Source organism: Dyella sp. GSA-30 (assembly GCF_027924605.1).
Lineage (GTDB): Bacteria > Pseudomonadota > Gammaproteobacteria > Xanthomonadales > Rhodanobacteraceae > GSA-30.
The window spans coordinates 1,811,913-1,825,213 of record NZ_AP027042.1 but is presented as its reverse complement, the minus strand read 5'-3'; the positions used below and the strand labels follow the sequence as shown (position 1 = coordinate 1,825,213).

Here is a 13,301-nt window from a genome sequence, read left to right as displayed (position 1 = left end):
TTAGCTGCCAAGCACCGTACGCACGTCGAGCAACTCCGGGAAGAATTCCAGGTCCAAGGCCTTCTTCAGGAACGATACGCCGGACGAACCCCCGGTGCCGCGACGATGGCCGATGATGCGCTCCACGGTTTTCATATGGCGGAAACGCCAAAGCTGGAAACTTTCCTCCATGTCCACCAGCTGTTCGCACATGTGATATTCCGGCCAGCACTCGGTGCGATGCTCGTAGATATGCTTGAACACCGGCAACAGCCGTTCGTCGCGCTGATGCGGCTGCGTCACGTCCCGGCTGAGCAAGTCCGCCGGCACGTCGTGGCCGCGGCGCGCGAGATATCGCAAGAATTCGTCGTACAGGCTCGGCGCTTCAAGTACGTCGCGCAAGCTCGCTTCGGCGACCGGGTCATAGGCAAACACCTTGAGCATCTGCGCATTCTTGTTGCCGAGCAGAAATTCGATCTGCCGATACTGCAGCGACTGGAAACCGGACGAAGGGCCCAACACGTCGCGAAACTCCAGGTATTCCGACGGGGTGAGCGTCTCCAGCACCGCCCACTGCTCAAACAACTGGCGCTGCACCTGTTTCACGCGCGCCAGGATCTTCAGACAGGTATCGAGCTCATCGCGCTGCAGGCACGTGATCGCCGCCTTGAGTTCGTGAATGAGCAGTTTCATCCACAGCTCGGCCACCTGGTGCTGCACGATAAACAGCGTCTCGTCGTGATGCGGCGGATCGCTCAAGGGCCGTTGCGCGGAAAGCAGCACATCCAGGCGCAAGTAGCCGCCATAGGTGAGCCGTCCATCCAGGTCCAGTTCGATACCGGCTTCGAGATCGCGTTGGTTCGTGGTCATTCCGAATCGCTGATGGCGCAAAGTGGCGATGGTAGCGGTTCATGGGGATGGGGGTGGCCGGACGGCTGCTCAAGGACACCGGCCAGGATGAGCGAGAGCCCAACCGACGCTCCGGCTCTCCGATCGCCCATTCGAGCCGTCCGCTCGCAACTCCCTGTAATGCAAGGCTTCCGGCGGAAAAGCACGCACATTCATGCTGCACCGTACCTTGCGGCGCAACATAAGAGCCTGTTATCAAAGGCGGTCTTGGGAAAGCCTCACCCCCGCTGGAAGGGTACGAAGGCTGAGGAATCCCCGCGTGACGGCCTCACTGGATAGGCCGCGCCTCCCCACAAACTTTTTCTACCTTACCCGTTTTGGGAGCAAGTCGTGTCCATCGCAGCCAAATTCGAAATCGAATACCTGCAATACCTCGACGCCGAGGGCAAGCAGGTCCGTGACGATCTGCCGGAGTTTGCCAAAGACCTCAACCATATGGTCGAGCTCTACAAGCTGATGCTGTCCACCCGCGTGTTCGATGCCAAGTCGGTCGCCTTGCAGCGTACCGGCAAGCTCGGCACCTACGCCTCGTGTCTGGGCCACGAAGCCGCGCATGTCGGCGTCGGCAGCGCCATGAAGCCCGAAGACGTGCTGGCGCCGAGCTATCGCGAGTACGGCGCCCAGCTGTATCGCGGCGTGCAGCCGCGCGAGGTCTATATGTACTGGGGCGGCGACGAGCGCGGCAACGACTACCAGAACGAGCCGGCTCGCCACGACTTTGCCTGGTCGGTGCCGATCGCGACGCAGTGCCTGCACGCCGCTGGTTCCGCGCTGGCGTTCAAGATCCGCAACGAGAAGCGCGTGGCCGTGTGCATGATCGGCGACGGCGGTTCGTCCAAGGGCGACTTCTATGGCGCCATCAATATCACCGGCGCGCAGAACCTGCCGATGGTGGCGGTGATTGTGAATAACCAGTGGGCGATCTCGGTGCCGCGCAAGATCCAGTCCGGCGCGCCGACGCTGGCACAGAAAGGTATCGCCGCAGGCCTGTTCTCGATCCAGGTCGACGGCAACGACATCATCGCGGTGCGCAAGGCGATGGAAGACGCGCTCGATCGCGCTCGCAACGGCGAAGGCGGCAGCGTGATCGAAGCGGTCACCTATCGCCTCTCCGACCATACCACTGCCGACGACGCCCGCCGCTACCGCGGCGAGCAGGAAGTGAAAGACGCCTGGGCGAAGGAGCCGATGGTGCGCCTGCGCAACTGGCTGGTCGCCAAGGGCGTGTGGGACGACGCGAAGGAAGAAGCGTGGAAGGCCGAGTGCGACGACTGGATGGATAACGAAGTCAACGCCTACCTGGAAACCAAGACCCAGCCGGTCACCGCGATGTTCGATTACACCTTTGCCGAAGTACCCGCCGATCTCGCCAAGCAGCGCGATCTGGTTATTTCGCTCGACAAGAAGGCCCACTGAGCCATGGCACAAATCACTCTTATCGAAGCCGTCACCCAGGCACTTGCCTATGAAATGGCCCACGACGATTCCGTCGTGGTGCTGGGCGAAGACGTCGGCGTCAACGGCGGCGTGTTCCGCGCCACCCAGGGCCTGCAGGAAAAGTTCGGCGAATTGCGCGTACTCGACACGCCGCTGGACGAAACCACCATTGCCGGCGTCACCGTGGGTCTTGCCGCGCAAGGCATGAAGCCGGTCGCCGAAGCGCAGTTCGAAGGTTTCATCTATCCGATGATGGAGCAGATCGCCTGCCACGCCGCCCGCCTGCGCAACCGCACGCGCGGCCGCATCACCGTGCCGGCCGTGTGGCGCGCACCGTGGGGCGGCGGCATTCGCGCGCCGGAGCATCACTCCGAGGCGAACGAGCACCTGTTCACCAATATCCCGGGCCTGCGCGTGGTGATGCCCTCGTCGCCGGCACGTGCCTATGGCCTGCTGCTTGCCGCGATCCGCGATCCGGATCCGGTGATGTTCTTCGAGCCCAAGCGCATCTATCGCCAGTACAAGGAAGAAGTGCCGGACGACGGCGAAGCCTTGCCGCTGGACGTGTGCTTCGTGCTGCGCGACGGCACCGACGTCACCATCGTGACCTGGGGCGCGCAGGTCAAGGAAGCGCTTGAAGCCGCCGACGCACTGGCCGAGGAAGGCATCAGCGCTGAAGTGATCGACGTGGCCACGCTAACCCCGCTCGACTTCGACACCATCGCCGAATCGGTGCAGAAGACTGGCCGCTGCGTAATCGTGCACGAGGCGCCCAAGACCGCAGGCTTCGGTGCCGAGATCGCTGCGCGCCTGGCCGAGGAATGCATGTACGACCTGCTCGCGCCGGTCGAACGCGTCACCGGTTTCGACACGCACATCCCGCTGTTCCGCCTGGAGATGAAATATCTCCCGAGCACGGAGCGCGTGGTGGAAGCGGCGAAGAAAGCGCTGGCTGCTTCCTAATAGACAAACCTACGGAGCCGCGTCATCCCCGCAAAAGCGGGGACCCAGTAAAGAATGGCGTGCGAAGCACACAAAACCTTCCCGCACACTGAAAGACACTGGGCCCCGGCCTTCGCCGGGGCGACGCCCACAAGAATTCCAAGCCTGATCACGAGAAACCATCTCATGGCCGACATCAAAACCTTCTACCTCCCCGACCTCGGCGAAGGCCTTCCCGACGCAACCGTCGTCGAGTGGCACGTCAAGGTAGGCGACACCATCAAGCTCGACGCCCCGCTGGTGTCGATGGAAACGGCCAAGGCCGTGGTCGATGTGCCCTCGCCCTATACCGGCAAGGTCACCAAGCTGCACGGCGCCGCCGGCGACATCATCGAGACCGGTGCCGCACTGGCCGAGTTCGAGCCTGACCCTAACGCCAAGCAGCGTGCCGAAGCCGAGTCCACCGGCCATCATCACGGCCCGAAGAAGAGCGTCGGCAGTGCGGCGCCAGACAACAGCGCCAAGGTCGTCGCTTCCGATGAAGGTGGCGAGATTGCCCAGTCCAAGGGCGATCGCGAAGACGAAGGCACCGTGGTCGGCGCGATGGTCAGCGGCAATCATGTGCACGTCGAGCAGCTCAGCTCGGTCGGCGGCGTGAAGGCCGTGCCGGCCGTGCGCGCGCTGGCCAAGAAGCTCAAGGTCGACCTTAGCCGCGTACGCCCCACCGGCGACGGCGGCGTGGTCACCATGAAGGACGTCAAGGACGCTGCTGCCAACGGTTCGGCTCCGCTGGGCGCCGCACCTGCACGCGCCGTGCACGAAGACGCCGGCCGCCACCTGGCTCCGCGCCTGCCCGAGCCGGAACCGGCACGTGGCCCGACCTCGCTCGCAGGCAAGCCGGTACGCACCTCTTCGCCGAGCGTGCACGCCAGCGGCCAGCCGGAGCAGCTCAAGGGCGTCCGCCGCAACATGGCCCGCGTGATGGCCGATGCACATGCCCAGGTCGTGCCGACCACCCTGGTCGATGACGCCGACCTGCACGCCTGGATCGGCAAGCAGGACATCACCGCCCGCCTGATCCGCGCCATCGTCACCGCCTGCAAGAGCGTGCCGGCGCTGAACGCGTGGTTCGACGGCAAGAACCTCACCCGCACGCTGCATCCGCACGTGGACATCGGCATCGCCGTGGACACCGAGGAAGGTCTGTTCGTGCCGGCGCTGCGCAATGCCGACGTACTCGACGGTGCCGGCGTTCGCGCCGCCATCAAGCGTCTGCGCACGCAGGTCGAAGACCGTTCGATCCCGGCCTCGGAACTATCCGGCTACACCATCAGCCTGTCCAACTTCGGCATGTTCGCCGGCCGCTACGCGACGCCGGTCGTGGTGCCGCCGTGCGTGGCGATCGTGGGTGCGGGCAAGCTCAGCCACGATGTGGTGGCTGTGATGGGCGGTATCGAAGTGCATCGCCGCATGCCGATCTCGCTTACCTTCGACCATCGCGCCGCCACCGGCGGCGAAGCCGCGCGCTTCCTGAAGGCGCTGCTGGACGATCTGGCGCAGCCGAACTAAACGCTCGGCACCATCGCCTCAAGAAAAATCCCCCGGTGCGAACCGGGGGATTTTTTTATATCGACTTCGCCTTGACGCGTAACCATAGCGTCTGCAACACCAGCACTGCCGCCACGGCCACAACCGCCAAAGCCACGGTCGGCGCACCGGCCAACGCGCCGATGGATTGCTTGAGGTAAATCGCCGCCAAGGCCCATGCCGCTGCCAGTGCATAGATCACGTTGCCACCCATGCGTGCGTTGGCGATCAGCAACAACAACGCCGCCAATACCAGCAAGCCGATGCTCCACGGCAGCATGTCGTCCAGCGGCAGCAGCCGAAAGGCCACGATCACCTGGGCGGTATTGAGAAACGCCGCCAACGACACCCAGCCTGCGTGCAACGACAGCGGCAGCCAGGCGCAAAAACTCAGCGCGTCCGGCGCGGGGCGCTGCCGTGACAGCCAGTACGCCGCATAGACCAGGCAAGCCAGGCTGGCCCAGATCGCCGCCAACGCCAGCCAGAACTGCTGCTGCGAAAACACCACCATCCACACCGACGTCAATGCGAACGCGATCAGCGACGCGATACGTACGCGCAACATCGCCGAGTCGTGCCGGCGGTTACTGCATTGCCAGATCGCGAACACGATATTGAACAGGAAAATCGGACCCCAGATGGCGAACGCATAGCCAGCGGCTCCCAGCAACGTGGGGTAACTGTCGGAAATCGTGCCAATGTCCGGGCCAAATGCCCCGTGCTGGGAAAACCATGCCACCACAGGCATGCACAGTGCGGAAAGCAGGACCAGCCAGGGCATTGCCTTACTCCTTCGATATCGTTGGTTAGCGATTTGACGACGGCCACGTCGATTTCTTCACCCGACCCGGCGGACACTGCCCGGCCTGACCGGAGGAGATTCTCTTATGCACCACAGCCGATTATCTACCCTGGTGCTGGACTGCCAAGCCGGGGACCTTCAAGAAGCCGCCGAATTCTGGAGCCGCGCGCTGGGGAAGCCCATTGTCACGCTCGACCAGGATGGCGACGGCAAGTACGCCGAACTGCGGACCGCAGCCGACGAACCGATCATCTTGCTGCAAAAAGTCACCCACGAAAGCCGAGTGCATCTGGATATCGAAACCGACGATATCGAAGCGGAAGCCTCCCGGCTGGACAAGCTGGGCGCCAAACGCGTCAACCTGGTGCGCGACCGCTGGTGGGTCATGGAAGCGCCCAGCGGCCACCGCTTCTGCGTCGTCCGGCAACAGCGCGAGCCGTTCGGGCCGCATCTGAACGCATGGGATGGAACGGACGGCAATTGAATCGGGTGCGGCCAGTCCATACTTGTGACTAACCTTTTGGCGGAGAAAAGCGATGCGTATCCTGGTTGTCGGCGCGGGCGCCACCGGCGGTTACTTTGGCGGGCGCTTGCTGGAAAGCCAGCAGGACGTAACTTTTCTCGTACGTCCCGCCCGTGCCGCAAAGCTGGCCGAAACGGGTTTGACGATACGCAGCAGCACCGGCGACTTTCATCGCGACGCACCGCCGACCGTCACTGCCGCAACATTGAACGGCCATTACGACCTGATCCTGCTCAGCTGCAAAGCCTACGATCTGGATCAGGCCATCGCAGATATCGCACCGGCGGTCGGGCCGGACACGGCGATCCTGCCGCTATTGAACGGCATGCAGCACATGGATCGCCTGGATGAGCGCTTCGGTGCGGCTCGCGTGCTAGGTGGCCAATGCGTGATTGCCGCGACTGTCGATGCCGACGGCGTGGTACGCCATCTCAATACTTCGCATAGCCTCACTTACGGGGAGCGCGACGGCAGCGCATCGGCGCGCATGGCCGCCATTGCGCAAGCCATGCTGGGCGTCAAGTTCGAGGCCCGCGCCAGCAATACGATCCTGCAAGACATGTGGGACAAGTGGGTATTTCTGGCCACGCTTGCGGGAATCACCTGTCTGATGCGCGCCGCAGTAGGCGACATCATGCGTGCGCCGGGTGGACGCGAAACGACGCTGGCCTTGCTCGAGGCGTGTCGCAGCGTTGCCGAGCACGCGGGTCATGCGCCGCACGACGCCGTACTGGCCAAGGCTCGTGGCGTGTTGACGGAAGAAGGCTCGACGCTGACTGCGTCGATGCTGCGCGACCTGGAAGGTGGCAAGGCCGTGGAAGCCGATCATGTGGTGGGCGACATGCTTGCGCGCGGCGCGGGGGGCGCAGATGTCACGCCGTTGCGTACGGCTTATGCGCATTTGAAGGCGTATGAGGCGCGGAAAGAGCGGCAAGCTCAGGGCTGAGAGCGCCCCCTCACCCCAACCCTCTCCCCCGGCGAAGCCAGGGGAGAGGGAGCTTTACTGAGGCAAGTCTTCAACGCTACGAGCTTTTGCTCCAAAAACTCAACGCCGCCAAATCACCCGACGCACAAAAAACGCCAACACCAACACCGCAACACACGCCCCATAGCCATATAGCGCAGGCAACACCTGCTGCCAGATCGCTCCACTCGACGGCCCGAACTCACCAACCTGAGGCACACGCGCCGCATCAAATCCCAGCAGGGCAGAACCCACAGCCGCACCGGCCGCGAGCAACAACATCAGCCAATCGAAAGCACGACGCGCCGTGGTACGCGGCAGGCTCTTGGGATACGCCCAGTACGCCCAGCCAAGAATCAGCAGCCAGGGTGCAAGCAGAAAAATGGCGAGATAACGCATCGAACAAACCCCTGCATGGTTAGGCCCGCCAGCGCGTTACTCCTGCGCGGCGAGCTGATCCAAGGCCTCGCGCAGACGTGCCAGGGCCTCATCGCGTGCCGGTTCATCGCCGTACTCGGGCGTGTCGCCGATGTGCTCGCCGTCCACCTCCAAGGCCATGCCGCCCTGACGCACCTGCCAGACCGCCGCGGCAGCGCCAAGGCTTTTCAAGCGCTTTTGCGTCACACCGGCCGACTTCGGATCGGCAAACGAACGAGACAGCAGCAACTCTTCGCCATCGGCGGAGAACAGACGGAAACGGAAGCTACCATCGCCGTCACGAAAACTGACCAGACGCGGCAATTTGCCCTGCTTTTGCGCAGGCTTGGCCTGGTTGCCCGACTGCACCAGCGCCGCCCCCGAACGCAAGCCGATCGCGTCGCGCAGTGTTGCGATCAGCGGTGCGGCCGTGGCGCGCGCCTTGCGCGCACCATCCTGCAGAATCTCTTCGATCACTTGCGGCTTGGCGATGAGTTCGTCGTAACGCTCGCGCATCGGCGCGACATCGGCCTCGATGCGTTCGTACAACACCTGCTTGGCTTCGCCCCAGCCGATACCATCTTCCAGCGCCTTGCGGAACGCATCGGTTTCCGCCTCGCTGGCAAACGCGCGAAAGATCGTAAACAGCGACGAGCTATCCGGATCCTTCGCTTCGCCGGGCAAACGCGAATCGGTGACGATGCGCATGATCGTTTCACGCAAGTGTTTAGCACCACCGGCGAAGAGCGGAATGGTGTTGTCGTAGCTCTTGGACATCTTGCGACCGTCCAGGCCAGGCAAGGTCGCGACCTGCTCTTCGATCACTACTTCGGGCAGTACGAAGAAATCGCCGCCATAGATGTGGTTGAAACGCTGCGCGATATCGCGCGCCATTTCGATGTGCTGGATCTGATCGCGCCCCACCGGCACCTTGTTCGCATTGAACGCAAGAATGTCGGCGGCCATCAGTACCGGGTACATATACAGGCCGGCGGTCACGCCGGCGTCGGCGTCCTCGCCTGCTTCGACATTCTTGTCGATCGCAGCCTTGTACGCATGCGCGCGGTTGAGCAGGCCCTTGGAGGTAACGCAGGTCAAGAACCAGGTCAGCTCCGGAATCTCGGGGATATCCGACTGGCGATAGAACGTCACACGTTGCGGATCGAGCCCGCCGGCAAGCCAGGTTGCGGCGATTTCAAGGCGCGAACGCTCGATGCGCGCCGGATCGTCGCTCTTGATCAGGGCGTGGTAATCGGCCATGAAATAAAACGCGTCCACGTCGGCGCGCTGGCTGGCAAGGATCGCCGGGCGAATGGCACCGACATAGTTGCCAAGGTGCGGCGTACCGGTCGTGGTGATGCCAGTCAATACACGAGTCTGCATAAGGGCTGCTTCAGGATTGCGATGGGTGACGGATAAGCGTGGATTTGCCGAACAGCGATTCGACCAGATCGACGGCGAGCTTGGCGGTTTGATTGCGCTTGTCGAACGCCGGGTTCAACTCGACGATATCGAGCGAACCCAGACTTCCGCAATCGGCAATCATTTCCATGCACAACTGCGCTTCGCGGTAATTGGGACCGCCACGCACCGTGGTGCCCACGCCCGGTGCAATCGTCGGATCGAGAAAATCGACATCGAAGCTCACGTGAAGATGCGTGTTTTCGTCGATGTCCGCCAACGCCAGCTCCATCGTGCGCTTCATCCCGACTTCGTCGATATGGCGCATGTCGAAGATACCGACGTTCGCCTCGCGCACCAGCCGCTTCTCGCCTTCGTCGACCGAGCGGATGCCGATCTGGCGAAACGTCTCGGGTCGAGTCGCCGGCACGGTACCGCTCAAGGCGATCAGCTCACGCGGACCGTTGCCGCACAGGCACGCCACGGGCATGCCGTGGATATTGCCCGACGGCGTCACCTGCGCGGTGTTGAAGTCGGCATGCGCATCCAGCCACAGCACACGCAGCTGCTTGCCCTGCTCGCGGCAATGCTTGGCCACGGCACTGATCGAACCGATCGCCAGGCAATGGTCGCCGCCGAGCATGATCGGCAGGCGGCCTTCGGCCAGGGCTTCGGATACCGCCCCGAATACCGCTTCGTTCCACGCCACCACCTCGGGTAGATGGCGATAACCGTTGTGCGGCGGCTGCCACGGATTGACCGGCCCATAAAGATTGCCGCGGTCGACCACATCCAGCCCGCGCTTGATCAATCTTTCGGCCAGATTGGCCACGCGCAGCGCTTCCGGGCCCATCGAGGCGCCGCGGTGTCCGGCGCCGATATCGGTCGGTACGCCAATCAGGGAAATTGCCTGTTGCTTAACCATGCTTCACTCGTCTTCGCTATCGAATGCACCGCGCGTCGATTGCTAGCGCGCAGGTGCCGTATGCATTGGTGTTTCACGAACCAACGGCAAGGACTGTTGCTGCCAGCCCTGGATGCTGCCGTCGAGCAGGCGCACGTGGTTGTAGCCCATCGACTGCAGGAGAGCCTGTGCCTTGGCGGCGCGACGTCCGCTCTGGCAATACACGACGATATCGCTATCGCGCGATACGCCCAGGGCGCCATGCCGTGCGGCCAACTGCTCCACCGGAATATTCAGGGCGCCGTCGATATGGCCGCCGCTGTATTCGTCGGCATGACGGACATCCAGCAGCAGCGGCGCGTGGCCTGCGTGCTGACGTTCGAGGAGTTGCGCGGGTGCCAATGTGTCATCGGCAGCCCATGTGGGCATCGACAGGCCCCACGCGAAGAGGAACGCTCCGGCCGCGAGGCCTCGCCGAACCTTGTTTGCCGCTACCGACGGATTGTCCTTTATATGCATCGCTGCCGAACCTGAAACCCACCCGCGCCTTCGCGGGCTATCGTTCCAGTCTACAGGAAGCTAGCCGACGAACTGTTCGACCCAGCCGGCGGCGTCCCCTGCCGCCTCGCCATGCCGCTGCCACCAGGTATCGGCCGCTGCATAGCCGCGCTCGCGCAGTGCCTGCAGCTGGTGCAGCCGCGTATCGGTGGCCGCATGCCCCAACGCCCCCAATCCATCGTCTGGCGCGATGATCTCCAGCTGCAGCCGGCGCAAGAGGCGCTCTCGTGTGCTCGGCAGAAAACGCTGGTCGGCACGCCGACGCGAGATGGCCAGGTCGCGCAGCTCGCGCCGAAAGGCCGTGCCAAAGGCCAGCTGTGCGGAAACATCCAGAATGTCGCTCGATTGCCGCGGTATCTGCCCGAGCTGCAGGGGCTGCACCAGCACGCACAGCAGCACGTCGCCGGGATCGGTCAACAAGGGTTCGAGTGCCGGATTGCCGGCGAAACCACCATCCCAGTAGGCCTCGCCGTCGATCTCGACCGCCGGAAACCATTGCGGTAGGCATGAGGACGCTAGCAGAGCCTCGTGGCTGAGGTCGTCACCTTGAAACACGACCAAGGCGCCGTCGCGCACCCGCGTGGCGGCCACATGCAGCGCGATGGGTGAGCGGCGCAGCGCATCAATGTCGAAGAAACCTTCCACCAGCGGGCGCATCGCATTGAACGACAGCGGCGACACGCTGGGCTTGAACCAGGCCGAATCGCTCCAGGCGCGCGCACCGGCCGCCCACCAGTCGGCCATGGCATTGTGCTTGGCCACGGCCTCCCAGAATTCGGCGAGCGCTGCGCGAGCGCCCTCCGCGCCACCGCGTTGCCAGCCTTGAACCAGGGCCGCCGCATTCATCGCGCCGCTGCTGGTCCCGCTGACTGCGCTGATCTGCAAGCCCGGCACCTGCAAGACCCGATCGAGCACGCCCCAGGTGAAAGCGCCATGCGCGCCGCCGCCCTGAAGGGCGAGCTTGATGAGGAGTTCCGCAGCATTGTTGCGTTGCATCAAATGATTCTCCGCGCTGCGACCGCGGCGGTCAATGCCGCATGCCTATCCACACGCGCTGACGAGAAATGCTGTCGCCATCGATAGCGGCCAACGATCACAACATCCTGTATCGCGAACCCGTTCGCATATTCGACGCAAAGTCGCGAGCATTTCACCTCTCTGCAATAGCACCGAACTACGGTCGTCCCTCCTTTCGTTGTTGGGGAACAACCTATGTTGCGTGTACGTCAGTGGCTGTTTGCGGTCAGCTTTCTCGTGTCCGGTGCTTGCTTCGCCAGCACGGCCTGTCCCAATTTCTTCGTCAGCGGTAGCAACCCCACCCTGGATTCGTCGTTGACCACGCGAACCACCGAGGTGTGCCATACCGAGTACGTCCTGTTGGCATCGGGTGTCACCAAGGGCCCGCTGTATTCCGCGCAGCACCTGACCGCCGCACAGATTGCCGGCGCCGATTCGATCAGCCGCACCGGCTCGTTCCATCAGGAAACCGGCATCCCGGTCGCCGACCGTTCGCAGGATTCGGACTACACCAACAGCGGCTACGATCGTGGTCACATGACGCCGGCCGGCGACGAATCGACGATCGCTTCGGAGAAGGAATCGTTCTCCATGGCCAACGTCGTGCCGCAGGATCACAAGCTCAACACTGGCGAGTGGGCAAAGATCGAAGCACAGGTACGCAACCTGGCCACCCAGCTGGGCGAAGTCTATGTCGTCACCGGCCCGGCCTTCGATCCAGACAACATCCCCACCATCGGCAAGGATGCAGTTGCCGTGCCGGCCTACACCTGGAAAGCCGTATACGAGCCGGGCAAAGGCGCCGGCGCCTACCTGTGCACCAACGACGACACGATCACCTGCGACGTCGTTTCGCTCAACGACATCAAGACCATGTCCGGCGTGGACCCATTCCCGTCGCTCAGCAGCTCGATGAAGGCCAACCCGATCAGCCTGCCGCTGCCTTAAGTCTCTCGGCTTCATGGCACAAAAAAGCCCGCGCTAGCGCGGGCTTTTTCATTTACTGGTGCCGGCACCCGGATTCGAACTGGGGACCTACCGCTTACAAGGCGGTTGCTCTACCAACTGAGCTATGCCGGCATGGGCCGCGTAGTTTACAGGCTTGGAGGCCGATCAGAAACAGCCCGTGCTGTGCGAGCCCACCGTGTTGTTGCGCACGCGGCTGCGCCAGTCGAAATGCGCGTTGTCGGCCACGGCCAGATCCAGCCAGTATTCGGGGACCGTTTCGGTGCGTTCGCTCATCTGCGCGGGGAAACCGGCGGCCACGACCTCGTCGCGACGCTTGCGCGCGTTGGCCGGGTCCTTGAACAGGCCCAGCGACACGGTATTGGGCTGATCGCCCGCGCCGACCACGAAATAATCCTTGATATTGGCCGCGCTCAGGCGCCGCGCCTGCGCCAGGGCCTGGTCGCGGCTGGCGCTGGCCGGCAGATAGACCCACCAACCGCGCGATTGCGTAGTCTGTTCCTGGCGCGAGCGCATGCGTGCCGCCTGTGCGGTCAGCGCAGTTCGCGCATTGCGCAAATCCAGCGGTGTTGCAAAGGGACCGATGGCGATGCAGGTGTAGACGCGCGAACTGGAATTGCTACGCGCGTTCGTCGCGCTGGCTGGCGTGGCAGGCGACGGTGTCGAGGCCGACGTGGGCACGGGTGCGGTGGTCGCGACGATCGGTGCCGATGCGGGTGGCGCCGGGCGCTCGGAAAGCAGTTGCAGCGACGGCACGTCGGGATCTGTCGCACTGCGCACGTGCGCGTCGTCCTGACCCAGCAGGAGCCAGGCACCGACGGCGATATTGAGTGCGATCAACAGCACAAAGAGCAGACGCAGAACCATTGTCGATCCGTACCCCGTCTTGGCGAAC

At 63.4% G+C, this 13,301-nt stretch carries 14 protein-coding genes and 1 tRNA gene; 6 read left to right on the top strand and 9 right to left on the bottom strand.

Translation table 11 applies throughout. The features are described 5' to 3' along the window. Complete coding sequence (locus QMG46_RS08125) at positions 1–849, bottom strand: tryptophan 2,3-dioxygenase (RefSeq protein ID WP_281851996.1); 849 nt, start codon at positions 847–849, stop codon at positions 1–3. Between the two features lie 369 nt (positions 850–1,218). Here QMG46_RS08125 and pdhA point away from each other — a divergent pair, with 369 nt between their 5' ends. The 3 genes from pdhA to QMG46_RS08110 all read left to right on the top strand — a co-directional run bounded on the left by pdhA (position 1,219) and on the right by QMG46_RS08110 (position 4,836). Beyond that, positions 1,219–2,304 (top strand): pyruvate dehydrogenase (acetyl-transferring) E1 component subunit alpha, encoded by a 1,086-nt coding sequence (gene pdhA / locus QMG46_RS08120; protein ID WP_281851995.1) that lies wholly within the window; start codon positions 1,219–1,221, stop codon positions 2,302–2,304. A 3-nt stretch (positions 2,305–2,307) separates the two neighbouring features. Beyond that, complete coding sequence (locus QMG46_RS08115; RefSeq protein WP_281851994.1) at positions 2,308–3,288, top strand: alpha-ketoacid dehydrogenase subunit beta; 981 nt, start codon at positions 2,308–2,310, stop codon at positions 3,286–3,288. Between the two features lie 165 nt (positions 3,289–3,453). Next, entirely contained in the window at positions 3,454–4,836 is a 1,383-nt protein-coding gene (locus QMG46_RS08110; protein ID WP_281851993.1) for a dihydrolipoamide acetyltransferase family protein, read from the top strand. 55 nt (positions 4,837–4,891) lie between these two features. On the opposite strand, the gene QMG46_RS08105 is transcribed toward QMG46_RS08110, so the two are convergent. Next, a complete protein-coding gene (locus QMG46_RS08105) occupies positions 4,892–5,635 on the bottom strand; it encodes a TspO-related membrane protein (RefSeq protein WP_281851992.1) in 744 nt (247 codons plus the stop codon). A gap of 106 nt (positions 5,636–5,741) precedes the next feature. Between QMG46_RS08105 and QMG46_RS08100 the strand changes: the two genes are divergently transcribed. Together QMG46_RS08100 and panE are read left to right on the top strand one after the other, a co-directional pair. Next, positions 5,742–6,140, top strand: a complete 399-nt coding sequence (locus tag QMG46_RS08100) for a VOC family protein (RefSeq protein ID WP_281851991.1) — start codon at positions 5,742–5,744, stop codon at positions 6,138–6,140. A gap of 52 nt (positions 6,141–6,192) precedes the next feature. Continuing rightward, the gene (panE, locus tag QMG46_RS08095; RefSeq protein WP_281851990.1) at positions 6,193–7,125 is read left to right on the top strand and encodes a 2-dehydropantoate 2-reductase; all 933 of its coding nucleotides are present in this window, start codon (positions 6,193–6,195) and stop codon (positions 7,123–7,125) included. 99 nt (positions 7,126–7,224) lie between these two features. On the opposite strand, the gene QMG46_RS08090 is transcribed toward panE, so the two are convergent. The 5 genes from QMG46_RS08090 to QMG46_RS08070 form a co-directional block, all read right to left on the bottom strand. Next, a complete protein-coding gene (locus QMG46_RS08090; protein WP_281851989.1) occupies positions 7,225–7,542 on the bottom strand; it encodes a hypothetical protein in 318 nt (105 codons plus the stop codon). 36 nt (positions 7,543–7,578) lie between these two features. Continuing rightward, entirely contained in the window at positions 7,579–8,943 is a 1,365-nt protein-coding gene (locus QMG46_RS08085; protein WP_281851988.1) for a tryptophan--tRNA ligase, read from the bottom strand. A 10-nt stretch (positions 8,944–8,953) separates the two neighbouring features. Then, positions 8,954–9,886, bottom strand: coding sequence for an arginase (gene rocF, locus QMG46_RS08080; protein ID WP_281851987.1), 933 nt, complete (start codon positions 9,884–9,886; stop codon positions 8,954–8,956). A 42-nt stretch (positions 9,887–9,928) separates the two neighbouring features. Next, positions 9,929–10,294, bottom strand: coding sequence for a rhodanese-like domain-containing protein (locus QMG46_RS08075; protein WP_281851986.1), 366 nt, complete (start codon positions 10,292–10,294; stop codon positions 9,929–9,931). Between the two features lie 150 nt (positions 10,295–10,444). Beyond that, complete coding sequence (locus QMG46_RS08070; RefSeq protein WP_281851985.1) at positions 10,445–11,419, bottom strand: patatin-like phospholipase family protein; 975 nt, start codon at positions 11,417–11,419, stop codon at positions 10,445–10,447. A gap of 216 nt (positions 11,420–11,635) precedes the next feature. Here QMG46_RS08070 and QMG46_RS08065 point away from each other — a divergent pair, with 216 nt between their 5' ends. After that, the gene (locus tag QMG46_RS08065; protein ID WP_281851984.1) at positions 11,636–12,388 is read left to right on the top strand and encodes a DNA/RNA non-specific endonuclease; all 753 of its coding nucleotides are present in this window, start codon (positions 11,636–11,638) and stop codon (positions 12,386–12,388) included. Positions 12,389–12,444: 56 nt separating this feature from the next. Here QMG46_RS08065 and QMG46_RS08060 read toward each other — a convergent pair. Both QMG46_RS08060 and QMG46_RS08055 read right to left on the bottom strand, forming a co-directional pair. Further along, positions 12,445–12,520: transfer RNA gene (locus QMG46_RS08060), tRNA-Thr, on the bottom strand. Positions 12,521–12,553: 33 nt separating this feature from the next. Then, positions 12,554–13,273 (bottom strand): SPOR domain-containing protein, encoded by a 720-nt coding sequence (locus QMG46_RS08055; protein ID WP_281851982.1) that lies wholly within the window; start codon positions 13,271–13,273, stop codon positions 12,554–12,556. Positions 13,274–13,301: the final 28 nt, after the last annotated feature.